At 64.4% G+C, this 23,270-nt stretch carries 22 protein-coding genes and 2 pseudogenes; 18 read left to right on the top strand and 6 right to left on the bottom strand.

Annotation, left to right across the window (positions count from 1 at the left end; genetic code table 11):
- Positions 1-7 precede the first annotated feature (7 nt).
- From MOQ72_RS36765 to MOQ72_RS45885, 5 genes and pseudogenes are all read left to right on the top strand, one after another.
- Positions 8-205, top strand: a complete 198-nt coding sequence (locus MOQ72_RS36765; RefSeq protein ID WP_308198045.1) for a helix-turn-helix domain-containing protein — start codon at positions 8-10, stop codon at positions 203-205.
- The gene (locus MOQ72_RS36760; RefSeq protein ID WP_277955237.1) at positions 144-527 is read left to right on the top strand and encodes a ketopantoate reductase family protein; all 384 of its coding nucleotides are present in this window, start codon (positions 144-146) and stop codon (positions 525-527) included. Before MOQ72_RS36765 ends, MOQ72_RS36760 begins: the two co-directional genes overlap by 62 nt.
- Positions 528-711: 184 nt before the next feature.
- Positions 712-954, top strand: coding sequence for a PLDc N-terminal domain-containing protein (locus MOQ72_RS36755; protein WP_242190470.1), 243 nt, complete (start codon positions 712-714; stop codon positions 952-954).
- Positions 955-1,308: 354 nt separating this feature from the next.
- Entirely contained in the window at positions 1,309-2,397 is a 1,089-nt protein-coding gene (locus MOQ72_RS36750) for a DUF418 domain-containing protein (RefSeq protein WP_242190467.1), read from the top strand.
- A gap of 213 nt (positions 2,398-2,610) precedes the next feature.
- Positions 2,611-2,769 (top strand): annotated as a pseudogene (locus MOQ72_RS45885) (IS66 family transposase); the annotation flags it as partial.
- A 1,065-nt stretch (positions 2,770-3,834) separates the two neighbouring features.
- Here MOQ72_RS45885 and MOQ72_RS36740 read toward each other — a convergent pair.
- Complete coding sequence (locus MOQ72_RS36740; RefSeq protein ID WP_242190463.1) at positions 3,835-4,305, bottom strand: hypothetical protein; 471 nt, start codon at positions 4,303-4,305, stop codon at positions 3,835-3,837.
- Positions 4,306-4,755: 450 nt separating this feature from the next.
- Between MOQ72_RS36740 and MOQ72_RS36735 the strand changes: the two genes are divergently transcribed.
- The 8 genes and pseudogenes from MOQ72_RS36735 (at position 4,756) to MOQ72_RS36700 (ending at position 11,103) form a co-directional block, all read left to right on the top strand.
- Positions 4,756-5,205, top strand: coding sequence for a hypothetical protein (locus MOQ72_RS36735; RefSeq protein ID WP_242190461.1), 450 nt, complete (start codon positions 4,756-4,758; stop codon positions 5,203-5,205).
- Positions 5,202-6,791, top strand: coding sequence for a multicopper oxidase family protein (locus tag MOQ72_RS36730; RefSeq protein WP_242190460.1), 1,590 nt, complete (start codon positions 5,202-5,204; stop codon positions 6,789-6,791). The genes MOQ72_RS36735 and MOQ72_RS36730 overlap by 4 nt, the downstream gene beginning before the upstream one ends.
- Positions 6,792-6,872: 81 nt before the next feature.
- A complete protein-coding gene (locus MOQ72_RS36725) occupies positions 6,873-7,424 on the top strand; it encodes a TetR/AcrR family transcriptional regulator (protein WP_242190458.1) in 552 nt (183 codons plus the stop codon).
- A 987-nt stretch (positions 7,425-8,411) separates the two neighbouring features.
- Positions 8,412-8,582: a DUF6130 family protein gene (locus tag MOQ72_RS36720; RefSeq protein ID WP_242190475.1), complete on the top strand. Its 171-nt coding sequence runs from the start codon at positions 8,412-8,414 to the stop codon at positions 8,580-8,582.
- Positions 8,583-8,842: 260 nt separating this feature from the next.
- Complete coding sequence (locus MOQ72_RS36715; protein ID WP_242190456.1) at positions 8,843-9,091, top strand: acyl-CoA thioesterase; 249 nt, start codon at positions 8,843-8,845, stop codon at positions 9,089-9,091.
- Positions 9,092-9,329: 238 nt separating this feature from the next.
- Positions 9,330-9,495: pseudogene (locus MOQ72_RS36710) on the top strand (IS481 family transposase); the annotation flags it as partial.
- Positions 9,496-9,578: 83 nt separating this feature from the next.
- A complete protein-coding gene (locus tag MOQ72_RS36705; protein ID WP_242190455.1) occupies positions 9,579-9,956 on the top strand; it encodes a nuclear transport factor 2 family protein in 378 nt (125 codons plus the stop codon).
- A 37-nt stretch (positions 9,957-9,993) separates the two neighbouring features.
- Complete coding sequence (locus tag MOQ72_RS36700) at positions 9,994-11,103, top strand: aldo/keto reductase (protein WP_242190453.1); 1,110 nt, start codon at positions 9,994-9,996, stop codon at positions 11,101-11,103.
- A 44-nt stretch (positions 11,104-11,147) separates the two neighbouring features.
- Here MOQ72_RS36700 and MOQ72_RS36695 read toward each other — a convergent pair whose 3' ends face one another.
- Positions 11,148-11,747 (bottom strand): TetR/AcrR family transcriptional regulator, encoded by a 600-nt coding sequence (locus tag MOQ72_RS36695; RefSeq protein WP_242190451.1) that lies wholly within the window; start codon positions 11,745-11,747, stop codon positions 11,148-11,150.
- Between the two features lie 360 nt (positions 11,748-12,107).
- On the opposite strand from MOQ72_RS36695, the gene MOQ72_RS36690 reads away from it, so the two are divergent.
- Together MOQ72_RS36690 and MOQ72_RS36685 are read left to right on the top strand one after the other, a co-directional pair.
- Entirely contained in the window at positions 12,108-12,605 is a 498-nt protein-coding gene (locus MOQ72_RS36690; RefSeq protein WP_242190449.1) for a nuclear transport factor 2 family protein, read from the top strand.
- A gap of 91 nt (positions 12,606-12,696) precedes the next feature.
- Positions 12,697-13,911: an epoxide hydrolase family protein gene (locus tag MOQ72_RS36685; protein WP_242190447.1), complete on the top strand. Its 1,215-nt coding sequence runs from the start codon at positions 12,697-12,699 to the stop codon at positions 13,909-13,911.
- 98 nt (positions 13,912-14,009) lie between these two features.
- Here the strand turns inward: MOQ72_RS36685 and MOQ72_RS36680 are convergent, their stop codons facing one another.
- The gene (locus MOQ72_RS36680) at positions 14,010-14,270 is read right to left on the bottom strand and encodes a transposase (protein ID WP_242190445.1); all 261 of its coding nucleotides are present in this window, start codon (positions 14,268-14,270) and stop codon (positions 14,010-14,012) included.
- Between the two features lie 634 nt (positions 14,271-14,904).
- Between MOQ72_RS36680 and MOQ72_RS36675 the strand changes: the two genes are divergently transcribed.
- On the top strand, positions 14,905-16,137 hold the full coding sequence (locus MOQ72_RS36675) for a cytochrome P450 (protein ID WP_242190442.1): 1,233 nt from the start codon (positions 14,905-14,907) through the stop codon (positions 16,135-16,137).
- Between the two features lie 257 nt (positions 16,138-16,394).
- Here MOQ72_RS36675 and MOQ72_RS45880 read toward each other — a convergent pair whose 3' ends face one another.
- Positions 16,395-16,733 (bottom strand): transposase, encoded by a 339-nt coding sequence (locus MOQ72_RS45880; RefSeq protein WP_372495628.1) that lies wholly within the window; start codon positions 16,731-16,733, stop codon positions 16,395-16,397.
- 151 nt (positions 16,734-16,884) lie between these two features.
- On the bottom strand, positions 16,885-17,025 hold the full coding sequence (locus MOQ72_RS36665; protein ID WP_242190440.1) for a hypothetical protein: 141 nt from the start codon (positions 17,023-17,025) through the stop codon (positions 16,885-16,887).
- A gap of 144 nt (positions 17,026-17,169) precedes the next feature.
- Here MOQ72_RS36665 and MOQ72_RS36660 point away from each other — a divergent pair, with 144 nt between their 5' ends.
- Both MOQ72_RS36660 and ltrA read left to right on the top strand, forming a co-directional pair.
- Positions 17,170-18,123, top strand: coding sequence for an IS630 family transposase (locus MOQ72_RS36660; RefSeq protein ID WP_242190437.1), 954 nt, complete (start codon positions 17,170-17,172; stop codon positions 18,121-18,123).
- Between the two features lie 654 nt (positions 18,124-18,777).
- A complete protein-coding gene (ltrA, locus tag MOQ72_RS36655) occupies positions 18,778-20,565 on the top strand; it encodes a group II intron reverse transcriptase/maturase (protein ID WP_242190436.1) in 1,788 nt (595 codons plus the stop codon).
- A gap of 233 nt (positions 20,566-20,798) precedes the next feature.
- On the opposite strand, the gene MOQ72_RS36650 is transcribed toward ltrA, so the two are convergent.
- Complete coding sequence (locus MOQ72_RS36650) at positions 20,799-23,150, bottom strand: molybdopterin-dependent oxidoreductase (protein WP_242190434.1); 2,352 nt, start codon at positions 23,148-23,150, stop codon at positions 20,799-20,801.
- Positions 23,151-23,270: the final 120 nt, after the last annotated feature.

Below are 23,270 nucleotides of genomic sequence, written 5' to 3'. Positions count from 1 at the left end.
GCGGATTGTGTTGACGTGCGCAGAAGGCGGGTCGAACACGGCGGTGGCCGCCAAGCTTGGTGTGTCGAGAGACATGGTCAGCACCTGGCGATCGCGATTCGTGGGAGTTCGGATTGGAAGGCTTGACTGTCCAGCTTGGATGATTGGGTGTTCTGTCCGTACATGTCACCGCTCTGACTGGACGTCGGTTGGAAATGCTCGGTGATCTGAACGTGCGGTCTCTCGCGATCGAGCTAGCCGATGAAGCGGTCGCGGTGGCGAGAGCCGAAGGTGTCGCGCTGACGGAGGAGCGGGCGCGCTCGATCCTGGAGTGGATGGGCACGCTCTCGCCAGGGGCAACGACCTCGATGCTGCAAGACCGGCAGGCAGGCCGTCCTTTGGAACACGAGGCGCTGCTCGGCCCGGTGGTGATACTGGGCGTGAAGCGGGGCATACCCACGCCCACGACGCGAACTATCCTTGCGCTGCTTCATGCTCTGCCACTTGTTGCCGAGCCGGTCTCTTGCCTGTCGAAGATCAGCCTCTGAGATCACTGTCGACTCCTCTGCTCAGTCTCCAGGCTGACGGGACTACGACTTCGGTATACCCCGAGACGAACTGCGGGGCTGATGTGCGCAGGCTCGGACGACGGCAAACTGATCAATACCGAGAGGGGCGGACAACCGCCCCCGAACGCCAGCTCCCATCGCAAAGGAATGCTCCAATGACCATGTGTCCGCAGCCGGCCGTGTCGCCGAGCGGGCTTGGGCGATTTCGACCATCGTCCTGGCCGGTCTTGTCGCCTTGGCCTACGTCGGCTTCTTTTCCTGCACGCTTGTCAGCATTCTCGGTAACAGCCAAAGCAGCGGGATGAAGGTAATTTGGATCATCTTCGCCTTCTGCGTGCCGTTTCTCGGCCCGCTATCCAGTGGTTGCTCATCGGAGCGAAAGCAGAGCGCACGAACTCCGGCCTGACGCGTATCGCACCAGTGACTCGTGGTACCCAGCGTCGTCGCGCGACGGCCGCCGAGCGGGCGTCACCCAAAGCGCAGCCAAACGCGACGAAGGCCAAGGGAAAACGCCGAGGAAGGGGTGCCACGCATCGCCTGCCCGAGAAGCTGGTCCGCTTCGTGAGAGACCGAGACTGGGCATTTCGTTCTTCCCCATGGGTCGACTTCTCCGCCTGCGCTTCTTCCGCCGCAGCGACATGGATCAGGTCACCATCTGCGGAGACGCAGGTGCCTGTGCGCCTCGTGGGGCACCGCCGTCGTATGTCCGAGGCTGTGCAACTAGAGAAATCGGGCTACCCGAAAAAGTAAGGGGATTCTGTTGAACGTTGACGCGACGCCCCAAGGGCCCACGTCGGGCGCTGGGTTCAACGGGCCGGTCAAGCAGCGGATTGAGTCCATCGACATCATCCGTGCGATCGCGGTCATGGCGATTCTCTTCGTCAATATCGGGTCCTACTACGCGAATCAAAGTCACCAGCCCCCTGCGATCGTCTCCCCGTTGGACGTGTGGAGCGATCGCGTGGTCGGCTTGCTGGTGTTGGACAAGTTCCATTTCATCTTCGCCTTCTTGTTCGGGGTCAGCGCTGCGATCCTGTACGAGAACATGTCCCTTCGGGGCAAGGTGTGGCGGCCGTACCTGCGCCGGATGGCCGTCCTCGTGGCGTTCGGCGCGGTCAACCTGATTTTGCTGCACGCCCCTGACGTGTTGATTTTCTACGCGGTCAACGGAACCCTGCTCGCGTTGTTCTTCCGTACTCCGCAGTGGGTTCTGCTGATCATCGGCTTGGTGGTCGCATGCGGCGGTAACCTCGCTTCCGTCTTGGTCGCCGTGATCAACCACCATGCCGCTACCGGTATCGAGATGGTTCCCGTGCTCAGTGCCTGGGTCGTAGCCCAATCGCTGGGACACACGTTCCTCGGTTGCTGGGCATTCCGGGCGGGTCTGTTGACCGACGAGCGCCGGATTCCGGCGGTGCGCGTCCTGTTCGCCGTCGCGGCAGTCGGCACGGTCGCTCTCTGGGCGTGGGCACTGTCGCTGTCCAACACCAGCTTGATCAACGCGATAAACGGAAACCTCGCCATCGTTCCCGCGGTCGCGTACTTGTCGGGCCTGGTGCTACTGCTGCGTTCGTCGCGGCTGCACACACGACTGCTCCCATTGCAGCGCTACGGGCGGATGGCGCTGACCAGCTACGTCACCCACGGGGTCTTCGGTATCACGGGCGTAACCGCTCTCGCATCCGTCACGACGATCCCCTACTCGCTGCTCCTCCTGCTCTGTGCTCCGATCTTGATTCTCCAACTCGTCTTCTGCAACTGGTGGCTTTCTCGTTTCGCCTACGGCCCATTGGAATGGATATGGCGAGCAGGGACTTATCTCATCCGACCGCCGATGCGACTGCGCTGAATCATGCCGAAACGCAACGCCCCGCGAAGACCAACCTCCGCAGCAGCAGTGGAAAGACGGTCCGTGACGCCAACGGTCTTCCCATTACACACCCGAACACGCAGTGCTCGGCTACCGTGCGGCCCTCGGGATTGTTGTGGAACGTCCACGCAGGGAGTTCGGCACGCAGATCACATCGCGCGCGTTGGCGGAACGCGTCGCCAGTCTTCTGGCGTCACCAGGTTCCGCCGGTTCGAGGACATGATCCTGCGGTTGACCACCGACCTGTCGGTACCGTTCACCAACAACGAAGCCGAAAGAGCGATGCGCCCCGTCAAAATCCAGCAGCCACCTCCGGCGGCTGCTGGAAGCTTCATCGACTTTGCCATCGTATAGTCCTCTATGGACACGGCCACCAAATGGGGACGCGAGCGCCGACACCACGTCGTGCTTCGGTGGGGTTCCCTTCGGCGCGCGGCATTACTGGGCGCCGGGTCCGGCGGACCAGCGGGCGGTTTCCACGGGTCCAGCCGATCAAACGATCGCGTAGGAATCCGGCGAGCAGTTCGCCGAACTCCCGCGGTCGCTCCTGGGCGACCTGGTGCCCGGCACCGTTGAACGACACCCGGGCGCACGCTCTGGCCCGAGCGCTCCAACAGATCCGCCACATCGTGGATGTCCCGGGTGTCGAGAGCACCAGTCAGCACCAGCGTGCGGGCGCGTAGTCCACCCACCCGGTCGATCCCGTCGAGTTCGCCGCCCGCAGGGAAGCGACCATGCCCTTGCTTCGCGTTCTCCAGCAGCAGCCCGAGGCGGTGGCTGCGGACATCCGGGTCCATCTGCTCTGAGACAACGGCAGACATCGCCGCCGGAGCGGTGATCCGGGCACGCGACCGCGGAATCGACGTCGCCCGGCAGATATTGGTCTTCCCGATGCTGGACGACCGCGACGCCGACCCGGATCCCAGCTGGTTCCCACGGCGACCTGGAACTACGACAACAACCGCACCGGGTGGAACGCGCCGATCGCGGCACGGACGCGGTTTCCCGGTCTCGCCCCGGCCTACGTCGAGGTCGACATCCTCGACATCTTCCGCGAGAAAGCCATCGCCTACGCGGGCGGCCCGTTCCGGGCCGGGGACCTCCTGTGAGCTGCACGTCCGCCCCGGCGCACCGCGCGGTTACGACTGGCTCGACCTGGGCGCTTCAGTGATGCGAACCGCTGCGCGCTCGTTGGTGACGGTTGGCGCTGTACGCGGATAGATGCGTGTTGTTCCCAACGTCCTCACTCGGTAGGTGCTGGTTTTGGTTGCTCGTGGGCAACGTCAGCCGGTCGCTACGACTCAAGTATCTATTCGCGGCGTGCCAACGCTGGGATCTGGCGTCGGCGGGAAGGGTGTCGCGATGATCCGCCGGACAGGTCACGCCCATCGAAAACCTCGGACCTCATGCGGAAGCCTATGAGCTTGGAAGTGGACTACCATCGCACGGGTCCTGGCTGGGGGCCAGGCAACGGCGCATCGCAGGCTCGATCCGCTCCCACTGATGGTCCTTGAGTTTGTCCGGGTGAGTGAGCAAGTAGCGGGTAAGCGGCCTGGGCGAGATCGCGGGCCGGTCGGATTCGACGCGCCCTTGCGTGATGTAGCGATACAACAGGTTCTGGCTTCCGGTGTAGCCGAGCTCGGTGATCTCCTTGAGTAACTGCAGGACGGGCACGGCCGGGTCTTCCTCACGGCGGCGCAGGTGGTCGCGGAACGGGTCGACAAGGGTGGGCCGGTACTGCGGGGCCTGGACCAATCGTTCGGGTTGGTCTACGCGGGCGTAACGCTTGACCGTGTTCAGCGCCATGTTCAACCGGCGGGAGATCTCGAGTAGTTCGACGCCGCGATCGAGCAGATCATGAACCTGCCGCCAGCGTTCACGGGCCATGGCGGCCGCTTGCCCTCGCGTGGTGGCGGGCCGGTCTTGCCCCAACACACGCTGTGGGCGGCGACTTCCTTGCCGACGGCCTCGGCGAGGTTGTGCCACAGGGCACTGGTGGCCGTCGGCGAAGTGCCCGCAGTGCGGGTCCTTTTCCAGCGGTCCCCAGCCCAAACGATGCATACGACTTTCGCCGCACGTCGCTCTCCGGTGACTACTGCGTGAGACGCGGAGCGGGCTGTCCAGAGTGGCTTGCTTTTCGACCCGGCAGTTCGTAACTATACCGTCCGGATGGTATAGTTATAGCTTGCTGCGGTCGAAACGACGGATGGTCGGTGCTCTCGATGTGACCTGCGCTGGCCGCGGGCATGCCCAGTCGAGGTGTCCCCGGCATCGGTCACGGTTCGGGCTGTTCAGCCTGGCACCGGAGGGCGGGGTTCGGATGAGGGAGGTGTTTTCGTGCCGGGGAAGGCCGCCGGAGCGGTCCCATGGACGACCTGGGCGCTGCGGGTGACAGCGGCGCTGTACCTGTCGATACCACTGGGCCAGAGCATGTTGGCCGGCCTGTTCGTGACCGGTGACGCGGCTCTGGTCGCGGTTCACCGCATCAACGGGGAAGTGTTCGTGGCGATCGCGCTGGTGCAACTGCTGATCGCGGTGCTGGACCTCCGCGCGCGCAGGCAGTCGGGGTACCCGGTCACCTGGCGGCTGATCTGGCTGTGCGGGCTCGCCCTGGCGGTGGCGGCCGGGCAGCTCGGTCTGGGGATGGCTCGTCTGGTGGCCGCGCACATCACCTTGGGCGTGACGTCGGCGGCGCTGGGGATGTTCGTCTTCCTGGCCGTGCTGACCGAGACCCGCCCCCGCCCGGCTCAAGTCGCCGATGAGGTTCCGGCGGGAGAGGTGCGGTGAGCGGTGCGCGAAGGCTGAGTCGCCGTGAGTTCCTGGGCGTGGCGGGTGGCACCGCGGTAGTCGCGGTGACCGGCCCGGTGACCACCGATATCACCAGCCGGCAGAACGTGCTGCAGGTGCTGACCAGCGCCGTCCTGCTCCCGGAACCTTTTCGCGCGCCGCTGCCGATACCCCCGCTCGCCCGGCCGGTGAGCACGGCGGGCGGTATGGACCGGTACGAGGTGGTGCAGCGGGCGGTGTCGGCGGAGATCCTGCCCGGGCTGCGCACCGAGGTGTGGGGATTCGACGGGATGGTGCCGGGGCCGACGTTCGTGGGCCGCTCGGGCCGCGGGGCGGTGGTGACGGTGCGCAATGAGCTGCCAGCACCCACCTCGACGCACCTGCACGGCGGGGTAACCCCGCCGGACTCCGACGGCGGCCCGACCGACCTCGTCGTACCCCGGGGCTGGGGGCGCGAACCGGCCGGGGCCGCGGGGCATCACGCAGGCCACGGCGGCATGCACGTGGCGGCGGATGCCTGGAGGATGTCCGACCAGGTCAAGCAGTACACGTACCCGCTGGACCAACCCGCCGCCACGCTCTGGTATCACGACCACCGCATGGACTTCAGCGCGCCGCAGGTGTGGCGCGGCCTGGCTGGCTTCTTCCTGGTGCGCGACGACGCGGAGGAGAACCTGCCGCTGCCTGCGGGCGAGCGGGACATCCCCCTGATGCTCTGCGACCGGGCGTTCGAGGGGGACGGCTCCTTCCGTTATCCCTCACTGGACCCGTCGTTGCGGGGGCAGCCGGGCGTGGAAGAGCGCTACATGAACGGGGTGTTGGGCGATGTCATGCTGGTCAACGGCGCGCCGTGGCCGGAGCTGGAAGTCGACGCCGTGCGCTACCGCTTCCGGCTGCTGAACGCCTCCAACGCCCGCCGCTACCGCCTGAAGCTGGAGCCGGGCGGACCGTTGGTGCAGATCGCCAGCGATGGTGGGCTGCTCGCCGGGCCAGTGACACTGGAAGAAGTGGCTCTGGCACCGGGTGAGCGAGCGGAGGTCGTCCTCGACTTCTCCCGTTGGCAGCCGGGCACCGCCATCCGGCTGGTCAACACCCTCGGGGAGGGACGAATGCGCGAGGTGATGCGGTTCCGTGTGACCCGCCGGGCGCCGGATGCCTCCCGCGTGCCCGAGCGCTTGGCCGACATCGAACCGCTGACGGCCGCGCACGCGGCCACCATGCGGACCTTCGACTTCCGGCTGACCCACCCGTCCGTCAGCGGACATGTGTGGACGATCAACGGTCACCCCTTCTCGACCGAACGCGACCTGGCCGCGCCGCGGCTGGGCACGGTCGAGCGGTGGCGGTTCACCAGCGATTTCCACCACCCGGTGCACCTGCACTTGGCGCACTTCCAAGTACTGGCCCGCGACGGCCGACCGCCCTACCTGGGCGAGCAGGGCTGGAAGGACACCGTGGACGTGCATCCGTACGAGACCGTGGACGTGCTGGCCCGGTTCGACGGCTTCCGCGGCCGGTACATGTTCCACTGCCACAACCTGGAACACGAGGACATGGCCATGATGGGGATCTTCCGCGTGGTCTGACCGGCACCCATCCGCAGGAATCCCGGCGTCCCAGCCTTTCAGCATACCTGAACTGTACCTTCTGGAAGGTACAGTTCAGGTATGCGACCGAGTTCGAGGAACCTGATCCTGGACGCCGCGATCCGAGTGACGGAGCGTGCGGGCATCACCGGCCTGACGCTGGAGTCGACAGCCGAGGAGGCTGGGGTCACCAAGGGCGGGTTGCTGTACCACTTCCACACCCGCGACGAGCTGCTGATGGCGATCCAGCAGCACCTGGCCGCCGCGTGGGAGGAACGCCTGACCGCCGCGTTGGGCAAGCCGCTGGCCGAGGCATCCGTCCGAGAATCCACCGCCGCCTACGCACAGGTCTGTGCCGATGACGTAGCCACCAAAGCGGACCTCGCGTTCATGGTCGAATCCGCCAACCACCCGCAGCTGGCCCAGGTGTGGAACGACCTGATGAACCGTTGGGCACCTATGCCCACCTCCGCCGAACGTGCCGACATTGAGCTGTTGCTGGTCCGAATGGCCGCCAGCGGACTCTGGCTGTGCAAGGCCACCAGCGGAAGCCCGCCGTCCAAGCCGATGAAGAAGGCGTTGCGGAAACGGTTGGCCCAACTGACCGAGGTCGACCACGCGGACCCGGCTTGACTTCGCAGGCTGCATGCCTCGCTCCCGGCTGGCCGTGGTCTGCCACCGCGCGCATTCGAAAAGGTCCGGCCGTGCGAAGACTGCCCGCCGCGGCGGACGAACACGGGCGACGTGCGGGTAGCGCACGGCGCTGGTGGCCGCGGAGTGAGCTCCTGTCGGGCAACGATCCGGTGCATCGACGCGCCACCGAGCCTCGGAGCTGTCAACGGCAGCTGGATCATGGATCCAGTATTCACGTGCCGCCGACAGGAGCCGCGTTTTCGCAGGAACTGCGGAGGCCCAACGCCTGGCCGCTGGCGGTGTCCCCTTCCCGCCCCTGCCTGCTGACGCGACCACACGCTCACCAGCTGGCGTGGATCGAACGCATCTTCGTCGACTGCTTCGACGCGCTATCGCGGGACCGACCGCGACCTTGCCAGTGCCGGTAGTTCGGCCTGTGCTCAGATTTGCCATATCGACGGCGGTGTCGCCACAGCCACCGGCTGATCTGGCCCGGCGACCAACGCTGGGCGAGCTTCGCGGCCACGACCATACGCAACTCGACCTCGAGGGCGGACCGTTGAGGCTTGGGACGTCGACGGCGCAGGTGAGGCTGATTGTGCGCATACCACGGCTGATACCGCCCGTCGGGCTTGCGGTTGCGCCCGATCTCCCCGATAGACCGTCTGGTAGTTCTTCGCGATCCGCGCCACGATCGTCTTCACCGCCTCGCCGGGGCCAGACCATCAGCGATCTCGATCGTCTTGGGGCAGATAGCGCCGAGATATCGGCTCTTCGATGAAATCCACCCGGCCACCCTCGACGAAACCACACCAACACACAGCTCAGCGACACACCGACCTGCTCGGCCGCTGCGGCTCCTCGGCGGGTCTGTCGCCCAGCTCGTCGCGCTCGACCAACACGACCTCGTCCGTCGCCTGATCGTCGCGGGCAGCGGACCGGTCTACGGGCCCGGCGCACTCGACGTCTCACCCCGCATCGGCCCACATCCACGTCGCGGTCGATGACGCGCCGTGGCACTGGGCGGACGGCAGCGGCGAACCGCTCATCATCCAGGGACTTCCTCCGGGCCCGCACCGGGTCTGGATCGGACTGGCCGATCCTGGACAGCACAACCGTGGATCTGGTCATCCACCGGTACGAGGAGGCCAGCACTGATGTCGCACCGGCCCGAGCCAGCGAGGTCGATCCTGCCCACCACGACGACGCAGAGCCCCGCGCGAGGCAGCCGTCGAAAGGAGTGCTGAACGACGTGAGTGCGTTCACCGTGACTGTGACCCCGCGGCAGTACGAAACGGACTACAACGGGCACGTCAACGCCGTCGTGCACCACCAGTGGGCCGATCACGCCAGAAACGAGTACCTCCACCGAGCGGGACTCTCCGTGGAGGCGCTGATGGGGCAACGAACTCGGGCCGGTGCTGCTCGACGTACGAATCCGATACCTCAACGAGCTCCGTCTCGGTGACGAGGTGACGATCTCGGTCGAACCGGCCTACGGCACCGGGAAGACCTGGACGGTCGAGCACCTGTTCGCCCACGCGAACGGCGAGCCGGTTGCGCGGATGGACGCCGTGCTGGGACTCATCGACTACGCGACCCGGCGCCTGAACCCCGAACCGCTTCAGGCCATGCGATCACTGGCGGCCCGTCCCGACCTCCTCTGAGAGACGGCGTTCCAGAAGTCGACAGCGCAGCAAGCCGGACACCGCCGTCGGCGAAGGGTAAGCACGACGCCGCCCACCGTCGTCTTGCAAATCCGACCATCCGAGCATGGCGGCGGGCCGCGGCAACTGGGAAGCCGAGCGTCGGCGAGCACACCCCCACCGCTCCGGCACCGCCACCGGTATCAGCACGGCCCGCGCCAGAGCGGCACCCGCTCGACGGGCTCCGCCTCGTCAGTCGCCCGGCACGGCGTGGTGGTCGGAACGGGTGCTCACCGATAACGCCTGGGTCTACCGCGAACACGCCTGGCGGGACACCTGCGCCGAGCTCGCATCGCCCGCCGGTTCACCCGCCCCTGGCGGCCCCAGACGAACGGAAAAGCGAGCAGTTCCACCGCCCCCTGCTTTCGATGATAACCAGTGGACTGTCTGCTCCAGCGCGAATTTTTTGTACTTGCAGGTACAATCCTCTTTCTCCATCCTGAATTTCATGAGCACCGACAACGACACCCTGGCCCGCCGCTTCCTGGCGGCCTTCGACACCAAGAACGCCGACGAGCTCGCCGCCTACCTCCACCCCGACGTCGTCTTCCTCAACTACGGCGACGACGAGGTGCACGGCCGCGAGGCAGTCGTGCGGCTGTGGAAGGGAGTTTTCACGAACTTCGAGCAGGTGCGGTTCGAGGTGGTCCACCAAGCGGTGAACGGCGAGGTCGTAATTGCCGAGCAGATCCACGGACTCGCACTGCCCGGCAGGCCACTGGCCCCGGTCAGGAACATGGCCGTCTACGAGTTCCAGGACGGCCAGATCATCGCGTGGCGCGACTACACCAACCCCGACCACGCGCGCAAACTGCTCGCGGGCTGAACCTCCGTTCGTCACTCACCTGGGAAGCAATGAATTCATGGCACTCGACCAGTACTACCTCCTGGGCCGTTCCGGGCTGCGCGTCAGCCGCCTGTCGCTGGGCACGATGAACTTCGGCACCGACGGTTTCCACGCCCCGTACGGCAAGACCGAGGACGAAACCCGGCCCATCTTCCGGCGCTACGTGGAGGCAGGCGGCAACTTCATCGACACCGCGGACTTCTACACGGCGGGCGCGAGCGAGACGATCCTCGGCAAGCTCATCGCCGAGGCCGGGGCGCGCGATCGGCTGGTGCTCACCTCCAAGTTCACCAACAGCGTCGACCCGGGCGACCCAAACGCCGGCGGCAACGGCCGCAAGCACATGATCCGGGCGGTCGAGGCCTCGCTGCGCCGCCTGCAGACCGACTACCTCGACCTGTACCTGCTGCACACCTGGGACCGCATCACCCCCATCGAGGAGGTACTGCGCACCTTCGACGACCTCACCAAGGCAGGCAAAATCCGCTATGCCGGCCTGTCCGACGTCCCGGCCTGGTACGCCGCCCGGGCCCAGACACTGGCCGAGACCCACTCGCTCGTGCCGATGATCAACCTGCAGCTGCCCTACTCCCTCGTCGAGCGGACGATCGAGACCGAACACGTTCCCGCAGGGCAGACCCTGGGACTGGGCATCACAGCGTGGAGCCCGCTCGGCGCCGGATTCCTCACCGGCAAGTACCGCAACTCCGACAAGGGCCTGACCGGTGACGGCCGCCTCAGCGGCCAAGGCGGGGTCGGGTTCACGTGGACCGACCAGCAGTGGGAGGTGTTGAGAACAGTGGAAACCGTGGCCGACGAGCTGGGCGTGACGATGGCACAGGTGGCGCTCAACTGGGTCGCCACCCAGCCCGGCATCGCCTCGGCCATCGTGGGAGCGAGCAGCGCCGAGCAGCTCGGCTCCTCGCTGGCGGCGCTCGACTTCGAACTGCCCGCAGAACTGCGCGCCGAACTCGACGCGGCCAGTGCCGTACCCCCGGGCAAGCCCTACGTGATGTTCACGCCGGAATACCAGTCGTGGATGGTCAACGTCGGAGTCAAACTCGGGGACAAGCCGACCGGGTACCACCCAGTCGTCCGGAATTGGGTGCCCGAGAAGCAGGGCTGATCCGCGGGGTGCCGCTCGATCGGGCGGCACCCCGCACACCGGGGTCAGCTGGCCGTGTGAGTCCCCGTGCGCAGGTAGTCGAGGCAAAGATCCAGCACGGACTCCAGGTGCTCCGCGGATCCCGTCGACATCAGGATCGTCACGCCACCTTGGATCGCGGCGATCAGCGCGCCCGCCGTGCGGGTCGGGTCGATCTCGCGGGTGATCTGGCCGCTCGCCCGCATCTGCTCGATGCCCGTCTCGACCTGACGCTGCCACTGCTCCAGCAGCCGCCGGGTGATGGCCTGCGTGGCGGGGGTGTGCCTGCCGATCTCGGTGATCAGCACGCCCAGTGGACAGTGCACACCCTGCCGCCGGTACCGCTCGACCACGGCGTCGCGCCACCGGCGCCACGCCGTCCACGAAGTCAGGTCACCGAGGTAGGGCTGCTGGTCCTTGATCACCTGGTCGGCCTCCCACTCGGCCACCGCCAGCAACAGTTGCTCCTTGCCGTCCGGGAAGTAGTGGAACAACTGGCTCTTGCCGGTGCCGCTGCGCTGGCAGATGTCCTCGAGGGTCGTCGCGACCGCGCCACGCTCTCGGATCTGAGCCGACGCCGCGGTGATGATCCGCTGCCGGGTCGCGGCACCCTTCTTGGTGAGCACACAGGCCTCCCGAAAATGTACTTTCCAGTCTATTGGAACCGAGTGCACCGAAGGTCGTCAACCGAAAACCGCTCTCCTCATTCGTGGCTCAAGAACTCGACGACCGCGGCCCTGGGGTCACTCGCGAACGCCAGTAACCCACCTCGGCACACTGGGACCACCAATATCGAACGTTAGTTTGATGACCGGACATCTCCTCCATGGGGACCGTCCGCCGCTGACCAGCCTCCCGTAGTTACCTCGTACGCTTGCCAAGCCCACAACATTGTACTTGACAGTCCATTTTTAGACGGCCAAAGTTGGATCTCGTAGTCCAACGCACTCGTGGATACCGGCTCGACGGCCGAGGAGGTACCGGCAATGAGTGATAAAGAAGAAGCCGCGATGGGGAATGTGGAGGTGTTGATGGCGGTGGAAGAGATCCGCCGTTTAGAGGCTCGCTACGCGCGCTACGCCGACGAGAAGCGTTGGACTGAATTGGCCGGCCTGTTCACGGTCGACGGGACGTTTACTTCGCTGGACGTTGACGGCAAACCTGTGGCCGACATGTCCGGACGGCAGGAGATCGCCGCCAGCCTGACAGCTGTCAACGCAGGCAACGTGACGCCGATCCACATGCTACTGACCTCGGAGGTCGACGTGATATCTCCAACCCGCGCGCATGGGGTGTGGGCGATGGCCGACCTCATCTTCCGTGACGACGACCCCCCTGCTCACTCGGCAGCGACCGGAAATGTCCCGCCGTTTCGGCAAATGCGCGGTTGGGGCCACTATCACGTCGACTACGTCAAGATCGACGGCTCCTGGTACGTCAGCAAGCGGGTTCAGACCCGCACGCGGCTGGAGTTCCGCAGCTAGGCCTCCGTGCCGCCACCACAACGTCACCTTTTTGGGAGGCGCAGCAGAACTGCGCCTGTTCACGACCGCTTATCTCTTGGACTGGAGTGTCATGACCGACAAGAATACCGCTCTGGAACGCTTCGTAATCGCGGTGCCGGACGAGGACCTCGCCGATCTCCAACGGCGCCTCAAGGCCACCCGCTGGGCGGCCGACCCGCACAACGAGGACCAAGTGTACGGCGTCAGCACAGCCTACCTGAAAGATCTGGTTGACTACTGGATCAACGAGTTTGATTGGCGGGCTGCGGAGCGCACGATCAACGAGTTCACCCATTACCGCGTTGAGGTGGACGGTGTGCCGGTACATTTCATCCGCGAGCCTGGCAAGGGGCCTGCCCCGATCCCACTGGTTCTCTCGCACGGGTGGCCGTGGACGTTTTGGTTCTGGAGCAAGGTGATCCGTCCGCTGGCGGATCCTGCCTCCTACGGCGGTGACCCGGCTGACGCGTTCGATGTCATCGTGCCGTCTCTGGCCGGGTTCGGGTTCTCCACGCCGACCGCGGGGGACATGAATCACTGGAAGATGGCCGAGCTCTGGCATCGGTTGATGACCGACGTTCTCGGTCACGACAAGTACGCCGCGGGTGGATCGGACTACGGCGCGCTGGTCACCGCTCAACTCGGGCACAAGCATGCGAAGGACCTGTACGGCATCCATCTGGGAGTAGACCTGCTGCCCGACATGTTCAACGGCGAGACCTACTGGAGCCTCGGCGAGGTGCCGAACGACGTGCCGGACGAACTCCGACGCGAGCTGCTCTCCTTCTACGAGACCTACGCGTCCCACGTGACCGTCCACATGCTCGACGCCCAGACCCTGACCCACGGCCTCAACGACTCCCCGGCAGGCATGCTGGCTTGGATACTGCAGCGCTGGCGCAAGTGGAGCGACCGCAACGGAGTGTTCGAGGATATCTTCGACCGTGACTTCATCCTCACCAACGCCACCATCTACTGGGTCACTCAATCGATCGGCTCGTCCATCCGCTCCTACCGCAACGCCAACCGCTGGCCCTGGCAGCCTTCTCACGACCGCACGCCGGCGATCGAGGCCGCAGCCGGCTTCACCTTTCTCGCCGGCGATCACTATCCGCCCGGTGCGACCCTCGAGACTCGTGTCGCCTTATTCGAAAACGGTCCGACCCGCGATTGGTTCAACCCCATCTACATCAAAGCCCACCAACGCGGTGGTCACTTCGTGCCATGGGAGAATCCCGAAGCCGTTATCGAGGACGTCCGCGCCACCTTCCGCAAGCTACGCTGAACCCGCGATGTACTCTTGGTCCCGACCGGTCGGGTGCCCACTTTCCTGGCTATGTCTGCTGGTCTGGGACCGTGGTCGCCCGTCGTCGCAACACCGGACTACTGAGGTGAGAGTAGCGGCTCGTTTAGCGATTCGGCTGGTGTCTTCCGACCGAGTGTCCGCAACTCCTCCCGCTCGCCGGACGCCAGCTCATCGGCCTCGCTGGTCTCGGCGCCATCGGCGGCCCGCGCCCAGCTACGCAGGGTCTCGTGGTTGACACCCAACTGACGGGCGACCTCCCGCGACGGGCGATCAGAGGAACGCACCAGCTCAACCGCGTCCTTACGGAACTGCTCGGGATATTTCGACGGACGTGACACCAGGACATCCTTCCCCAGGCCACCACTGCCTGGACTCAAGGTGTCCGGCACGCAGGGGGAACCTCGGACCTCGGCGCGATACTAGGCTCCAGGTGACGTACACCGACAGCGTCACCTGACAGTCGCGCTGGCGCGTGTCCGGTTCTTAGGCTGACGAACGTGCGAATCGAACCACAACGATGAATCGTACGACACCGCCGGTCGGACCAACCGAGACACTGCAGCAGGATCGGCTGATCGGATCGCTCGCGGGCTAGGTCGGGGCGAGGACATGTTCCCCGTTGTCGACGCGGAAGACACGTTGCGTGCCTCGCGACGTCGCCATCGACATGCACCCAGACAACTCCCAGGGGGCTGGTAAGAGTACAACGCCGCTCAGGCTAGGAGGATGTGCGCTGCTCCCTATCCGTTCTTGGCATTAGCGAGTGGTACTGGTCGACCCGCGTGGAGCGGGCCGAAGCGTTGCTGCGTAACCGCGTGGGCACAGTTGGGGAAGGTCCGGCTGCATATAGCCTGGCTCGCTGGCGAGACCAGAATCCACGCCCTAAGAACAGCATTTAGCGGCGTCATGCTGGCGGGCGCGTTTCCGGCTTGCCTGGGCATGACATCTCGAGCAAGGAGGTGTGAAGGACCTATGACGCGCTGTCCAATGGATAGTTTTGACCCTTTTTCGCCATTCTACCTCTCCGACCCCTACTTGTACTATGCACAGCTCCCCCCGCTGTTTTATTATGAGCAGTTGAATTTATGGGTCATCTCAAAGCACGAGGACGTTGAGGCCGTGCTCAAAGATCCGTATACGTTCTCAGCGGTGAACTCGCTGGATCCGATTGCGTCGTTTTCGGAGGCGGCGCGGCGGGAGCTTGGGCACCACTTTCCGCAGCCTCCAACTTTGGTGAACGCTGACGTGGACGTGCATCGCCGGATCCGCCCAATCGTCCAACGCGCATTCTCCCCTCGACGCGTCAAGACCATGGAAAGACCAATACGGTCTCTGGCAGCGGAGTTGATCAGCGACTTGCCGCGTACAGAGCCCTTTGACCTCGTCGCACGGCTGAGCTATCCGGTGCCGGCCTATGTGATATTCAAGCTCCTCGGGTTTCCGCCCCAGGACTTTACTATGCTCAAGAGCTGGTGCGGCAATCGTCTTGATTTTCTATTCGGACTCTCCAGTGATATGCAGCAGCTCGATATTGCGAAACGCATGCGCCTCTACTGGAATTACTGTATCGACTTTATCCGGCGCAAATTTTCCGCTCCCGGCGATGACCTCACGACCGACCTCATTGCGATCCGCCGCGAGGAACCGGACCTTCTGACCGAACTCGAAATCGCCGCGCTGATTTTTAATCTCAGCCTTGCTGGTCACGAAACAACTACGAATCTCATCAGCAATGCAGTCCGCAGGCTGCTTGAGCATCGACAGGCATGGGAAGCGCTAGGCGCAGATAGCGATTTGGTGCCAGGAGCCGTTGAGGAAACACTGCGATATGACACAAGTGTCATCAGCTGGAGGCGGGTCACTACGAAACCGGTTTCACTGCATGGCCAGGTCATACCCGTGAACTCAAACATACTTCTGCTGCTCGCGGCAGCAGGTCGTGACCCGGACAAGTTCCGGACGCCGGAAAGATTTGATATCTACAGAAATGACTCAGGGAGTCACCTCGCATTCGGCAAAGGTATCCATTACTGCGCGGGAGCATCACTTGCCAGGCTGGAGGCCGGGATCGTGCTGGAGCTCCTGACAAAAGCCTTCCCCGATCTTCAACTCGAACCGGATCGACGACTGGATTTTATCTCAAATCTATCCTTGCGCGGCCCGAAAGAGTTGTGGGTGAGGACTTCTACGGCAGATCGAACCTAACCGTGAGTAGTTAATGTACATCTCGGAGAAACTAGCCGACGTGATTCGAGAGCAGGGCCTCTCGTCAAGGGGGCCAGTCTTCGCAGATGTCCCTACGTGCACATGGGGTCCATGCTTACTATGGGCCTTTCATGGGAGTCCCGTCAGTCTCTGTGACCGACCTCCCGAAGAGCATCCTACTGACGTACCCGTTCGTGCATCACCACGTTCCCAGCAGGGAAGCACTGCTCAAGCGAAGCGCTGAAGTTTTCGACATGTCAATGCGTACTTCGCCCACATCGGTACGCACCGTTTTCGCCGACGACCCGTTCCGCTCGTTCGACCCGAACTTTCCCCGACGGATCGCCTTTCTCATACCCGAGATGATCGTCCAACTCGGCATTCAACGCCGTCTCCAGCACCGTCTTCGTCAGCTGGCGCAACAACCCATTCGGCCCGACCAGCGACACGCCATCCTCGCGGGCCTTATCGATCAACTCCCGCGCGACCCGCACATCAAGATCATCCCCGACCGCAGCCGCGTTGACGGCCGAGCCAGCCGCCGCGTCCTCGCCTGTCAACCTCGAACCCTTCCACCGGAACACCCGCCCCAGCATGGTCAAGATCACCCACACCCCCAAGATCACGGACAGTCCGACCTGGAAGCGCTCCGCCGCCCGCCGCAGTGACCAGCCGTCCTCCACAACACACCGAGCCAGACGCAGCCTGCCGGTTACGGAGTCACGGTTCCCGAAGCGGCTGGCAAGATCAGCCTAGGTCGGCTGGCGTGCAGTGCACGCACCCGAACTCGTCGCCCTCGTCCGCGCCGAGGCCCGCTTCGAGAACGGGAAACTCATGGAACGCCCCGATGAGCACGCCCCACCCACCGCCGCCTAAAAGGATCTTCATCCACAGGTATTGACAGTTTCTTCTGCGTCGTTGATGTTGTCGTTCCGAGGTGACGCGATCCTTGGCGGACAGCGGATGAGATCACTAGCGGTTGGTCTTGGCTAGTGCTTCGTCCGGGAATGTTGATGTTGTAATCCTGTTGGCTTGACCTTGCTGCTGGAGGTGGTGTGGGTGGCACGTCAGCCCGAGGTGTTCGTGCGGGAGTTGGATCCCGTGCAGGCGCAGCGTCTGGTGAAGATCACCAGAACGGCGAAGGACCGGGTCCGGTTGAGGCGGGCGGGGATCGTGCTGGCCTCGATGCAGGGCCGGTCCGCGGCGGAGGCAGCGGGGATGTTCGCCGCGTCGCCGCAGTACGCGCGGGAGGTGATCCGGGCGTTCAACGAGCAGGGATTCGCCGGGTTGAACCCAAAATGGAGGGGCGGCCGACCGGCTAAGTTCGGTCCGGCCGCCCGCGCGATCATCTGCCAGACAGCGAAAACCCCACCCCAGAGCCTCAATCTCCCGTTCACGACGTGGAGCCTGTCGAAGCTGGTCGGATACCTCGGACAGGCCAAGCGGATCGTCATCAGCACCGAGACTGTCCGTGGGATCTTGCGTGAGGCCGGGATCGGCTGGCAGGCCACGAAAACCTGGAAGACCAGCCGGGACCCGGAATTCACCACGAAGACGGCCCGGATCCTGGACCTCTACGACCATCCACCCACTGATGGGCGGGTGATCTGTACCGACGAGTTCGGGCCGCTGAACTTGCAACCCCGCCCAGGCCGGGGCTGGTTCCCCACCGGGCAGCCCAGCAGGTTGCGGGCGACGTTCAACCGCACCGGCGGCATCCGGCACATGTTCGCCGCCCTGGACCTGGGCAGCGGGCAGATGTTCTACCGGTTCCGCGACCGCAAACGCTGGCGAGAGTTCCTCGGCTTCTGCAAACAACTCCGGGCCCGTTTCCCGACCGGGAAGCTCTACCTGATCTGCGACAACTACGGGCCACACAAGAAAGACCAGGTCCAAGCGTGGTGCCGGGCCAACGACATCGAGCTGGTCTTCACCCCGACCAACGCCTCGTGGCTGAACTGGATCGTGCGACACGAAGCCGCTTGAGAACAGCGGTGCTCATCGAAGGAGGTTCGACGTGATGTCGAAGGTGTAGTGCCCGGTCTTGTGCGTAGGGACCGTCCCCGCCTCGGCGTGCGTTACGGGTAACCGTGGGGTGCGAAGCCCGGGGAAATGCCCAAGGGCTCCCGTTCCATCCGGGAGCCACAGGCTGGGGAAGGCCGGACGGGTGAAGCATATGAACCTTCTCTGACGCCTCGTCACGAGCACTCCTGCCGATGGGACGCTGCAGCAGGAGAGAGGGGCCGTCGTTGTGAGACGACAGGTGCCGCCCGGAGGGATTCAGCCGGGTGGGAACGCACCACCGTCCCCGGGGCACAGAAGGCATCCACCCCGGCCGTATCTGTCTCATGTGGAACGTGACAACCCCGGTGGAGTCCAGGCGGATTCGCCGCTTGGTAGGCCGACCGTGAGGAAGGCGGAACTCTCCAGCGGGCGCAGGATGACCCGAGAAGCGAACGCCGGTAGCCGAAAGGCAACGGGAAACGGGCACACCAGAGTGGTTCCTTCGCCACCGGTGTCCGATAACCGGCCGGATAGGGCTGATGGCCCGACCTGAAAGGGTGCTGACGCGGGTCGGGTGAGCTTGCGAGGACTTCGATGAACGCAACCGCTGGAACCTCACGGGGCAAGTTAGACGCCATGACCGCTGCGGCGACCGAGGTCGTCGGTGATGCGGATGTGGTGAACGGACCCAAGGACACTCCGCCGGACTGGGATACCACATCGTGGCGCCAGGCCGAGGAGAACGTACGGCGGCTTCGGCAGCGGATCTTCGCGGCGTCACAGGCGGGGGACCTGAAAAGGGTCCGTAGTTTGCAGAGGTTGATGCTACGTTCCCGCAGCAACGCACTGATCTCGGTGCGGCGGGTGACGGAGATCAACGCTGGCCGCAAGACCGCCGGAGTCGACGGCACGGTCGTGGTGACATCAGAGGAGAAGGCCGAACTGGTCGACTGGATGATGCACCAGGCCAGGCCGTGGTCGCCCCGGCCGGTCAAGCGGGTGTATGTGCCCAAAAGCAACGGGCGTCGTCGCCCGCTCGGGATTCCGGTGGTCGCCGACCGGTGTCTGCAGGCACTGGTGGTCAACGCGCTGGAACCCGAATGGGAGGCCCGGTTCGAACCGAAATCCTACGGTTTCCGGCCGGGCCGTGGCTGTCACGACGCGATCGTGGCCATCCACACGACGGCAAGCCGCACCGACGCCAAACGGCTGTGGGTGCTGGACGCCGATCTGGCTGCGGCGTTCGACCGGCTCGACCACAACCACATTCTGGAGTCGCTGGAGACGTTTCCCGCGCGGGAACTCATCGGCCAGTGGCTGCAAGCGGGAGTGATCGAGGATGGCCGGTTCACCCCGACCGAGGAAGGCGCCCCGCAGGGCGGGGTGGTCAGCCCGTTGCTGCTCAACATTGCTCTGCACGGCATGGAGGCCGCCGCCGGAGTCCGCTACCACGTCACCGGCACCCGTGCAGGCAAAACGACATCGGATTCCCCGGTGGTGGTCCGCTACGCCGACGATCTGCTCGCGCTGAGTCACTCGCGTGAACAGGCCGAGCAGGTCAAGGCACGGCTTGCCGAATGGCTGGCCCACAGGGGTCTGGTCTTCAACGAGGACAAGACCCGCATCACGCACCTTGAGCAAGACGGTGTGGATTTCCTGGGATTCTCCATTCGCCGTTACCCCAACGGAAAGCTGCTGACCAAGCCGAGTAAGCGCGCGTTACGGCGAATCCGGAAACGGCTCTCGACCGAGGTCAAGGCCCTGCGCGGGACCAACGCCGACGCGGTGATCGCCAAGCTCAACCCGATCATTGCTGGATGGGCAGCCTACTACCGGATCGGGGTGTCCAAACGCGTTTTCAACGCGCTGGACGCACATCTGTGGAGACTGGCCTACAAATGGGCCAGGTTCACTCACCCGAACAAGCCGGTGCGCTGGGTGATAGCCCGGCACTTCGGCATGTTCAACCCCGCCAGGCGAGACACGTGGGTATTCGGAAGCCAGGAATCCGGTTTCTACCTCCGCAAGTTCGCCTGGACACCGATCGTCCGGCACCGGATGGTCGCGGGAACGGCGTCCCCGGATGATCCGTCCCTGACCGACTACTGGGCCCAGCGGCGCCGCCGCAACCCGCCTCCGATGGGCACGACCACGCTCCGGTTCCTCCGAGCCCAGCACGGACGCTGCCCACTCTGCCGCGGGCTGCTGCTGCACACCGACCGCGAGCCGCAAACCCCGCAGGAATGGGAACAATGGCTCGCGGCCACCCGCAAAGCGATCCGCAAACACGCGATCACCTTGCGAGACGCTGGCACGCCGAACGAACGCACCGCCACCCGGCTCATACACGCCCACTGCCAGCGCCGAGAACTCCGGCAACGGGCACAGCGCAACCCCGCCGGTGAGTCTTCAGAGCTTGCTTGAGCCGGATGCCGCGAAAGCGGCACGTCCGGTTCTGAGGGGGCTCCGGCGCGGAAACGCGCCGGAGCTACCCGACGAAAGCGAGTTCACCGCCCTGCGGTATTTCACCCTCGACGGCAGCGATCACCCCTCACATCAAACGCAGGAAGCCGCGATCGCCGGCTACACCCGCTGGACCAACCGACACACCCAGCCCAAACACCGCTCGCCCCCGACTCCAAAATCCGGAGACCCGATTACCTACCCAACGTTGCCTGACGAAGCACTAGCGCGTGTACGCGCTCCATGTCGCGGACAGCCGTGGCTTTCTCCTCTTCGGTCGGGAGTTCGAGCCGAACAGCAACATCCTTGTGGTGCGGGGTTCCTGCGATTGGGTCTCGGTCGGTGGCATCGGTGAGCATATTGATTCGCGGGCCGTTGGTGACGCGACCGCCGTGCCCGTCAGGTACTGCCATGCCGAATCCATGTGGCAAGGCCACCTGGTGACGGCGAAGCTTGTCATCGATGGTGGTGCGTACGACGATACGGCCGGTCTTGGACACCACGGCGATCCAGTCACCTTCATGTGCGCCAATCGCAGTGAGGTCATCGGTCCGAACCCACAACGCACCGTCAGGATCGGTCTTTCGCCACGCAGGCGGGCGGAGGATCTGGTTCGCGTTATGGCTCCGGCGTTGCCCGTTGACCAGCGAGAATGGATACGCTGGATCTGGGCGGTCGAGAACAGGATCAAGGCTTGCCAACCAGGACAGCATCTCCGGTACTGCGAGCTGGACTCGGTCACTCCGCACCAGGTCCCATGTCTCGTCGTAATCATGGACGGTGAACAGAGTCCCCTGTGGGCTGCGAACTATCCGGTCGAACAATTCCTCGGCAAGGGCAGAGCCAGTCAGCGAGCTGCCCAGGGCCCTTTGTACAGGCAAGGTCATCCGACCAGCGGTTCGGTGGCAGAAGAGCCACAGAACAGCGGCTGAGGCGGCACCGTTCGGCAACGTGGGCCCGAGGGTGCGATAGACCAGGATGGGGATGATGGACGCGAGGTCTGGTCGCTCCTGGATCAACGGGGCAGCATGCTCAAGGAGCTTCCCGCGATCAGTGCGGGCAACGTCGGCGAGTGCTTCAAGTGTCGCCTCTTCTGGGAGCACGCCGAGCTTTTCGAACAATCTGGAGTAGATCTCGGGTTCCGGGAGGGTGCCGGGCAACGGTTCAAACAGAGGTGGACGCAGCTGGTAAGTGTTCTCAGGCCACTCGAGGTTGTAGAACGTGAACTCCCACTTTTCGTGTTGAGATGCGGCCGGCAGCACATAGTCCGCCAGCGCCGCTGTCTCCGTGTAGGCGACGTCGATCACGACGGACAGCTCGCATTCGGTGATGGCACGTGTGATTGACTTGGTGTCCGACACCGTATTCGCCGGGTTGGACGAGTCCACCCATAGAGCTCGCACACGATTCGGGTGGTCAGCCAGGATCTCCTCGGCAAGGGTAGCCATCGGCAGTTGCCCTCCGATGTACTCGAACCCGGTGATCTCCGACCGTTCCCCCCGGGACTCGCCCCATATCGGCGCGAGCCAGGAATGCAGCGCGTTGGTTCCTGGGCGACCGAAGTTTCCAGTCACCAGGTAGAGCAGCTTCTCCAAGTAACTGTTCAATGTGGAGTGGCGGCCCTGTTGAATGCCCAGCTCCACTCGGACGGACATCGCCTTTGCTGCAAGGATCATGTCGACAACGCGGTCAACGTCCGCGCGCTCGACCTCCGCGTGCTCGATCCATTCGTCCACCGGGATGCCCTGCAAGGTCGCCGAGACCTCGTTGAATCCGTCGGTATGGACTTGGAGGAACGAGTCGTCCTGTCCACCGCGCTCGACGATGAGCGCGAGCATGGCGCCGAGCAGGTAGGCGTCAGTCCCTGGGCGCAGGGGCAGATGTACATCGGCCATCTCGGCAGTCTCGGTGCGGCGTGGGTCGATGACGATCATCTTGCGGTGCGGGTCGTTCTTGAACTGGTTCACCACATTGCGGGCTCGGTTGAAGCCGTGCGCGAGCCACGGGTTGCAGCCAATCACGACCAGCAAGTCCGAGTGCTCGATGTCTTCCGCGGAATGACAGGTTTGTCCGCCGAAGATTTTGCCGTTGAGCCAGAAGTCGCCGGTTTTCTCTTGTGCCAAGGATGTGAAATAGCGCGGGGAGTTCATCCACTTACGGAGGGCGCTCGCGTACGCGCCGCCGGAATGGTTGCCCTGGCCGCCACCGCCGACATAGGCCAGCGAGCCCGGCCGTCCGGCAGCAGTGTCCTCATCGCGGACTTGCTGGAGCGTGGCTGCGATCTCGGTCAATGCGACGTCCCAGCTGATCTGCTCGTGCGTCCCATCCGGACGCCGCCGCAGCGGCGAAGTGAGCCGGTCGTTGTGGTTGCCATACCACGTCAGCTGTTGCGCCTTCTGACACAAGTAACCTTTGGAGCGTGGGTGATGCTTGTCTCCGCGGATTCGCGTGATGGCGCGTCCATCGATCTGCACCTCTAGTCCACAGTTGACATAGCAGAGGTTGCATGCGGTCTTGTGCCACAGAGGCAGTTCCTTCTGGGTCACGACGGCTCCCGATCTCGTCTATATGCCTCGGTCAGCGGCGAGCTACGTTCCGCACGCTGGATTTTGAATAATGGCTCCGGGAACCTCGATCGGGTCGTCATTCACATCCGATCGAGGCGT

The organism is Saccharopolyspora soli (assembly GCF_022678645.1).
GTDB lineage: Bacteria > Actinomycetota > Actinomycetes > Mycobacteriales > Pseudonocardiaceae > Saccharopolyspora > Saccharopolyspora soli.
The sequence above is the reverse complement of the archived record's forward strand: the minus strand, read 5'-3'. Positions and strand labels throughout refer to the sequence as shown.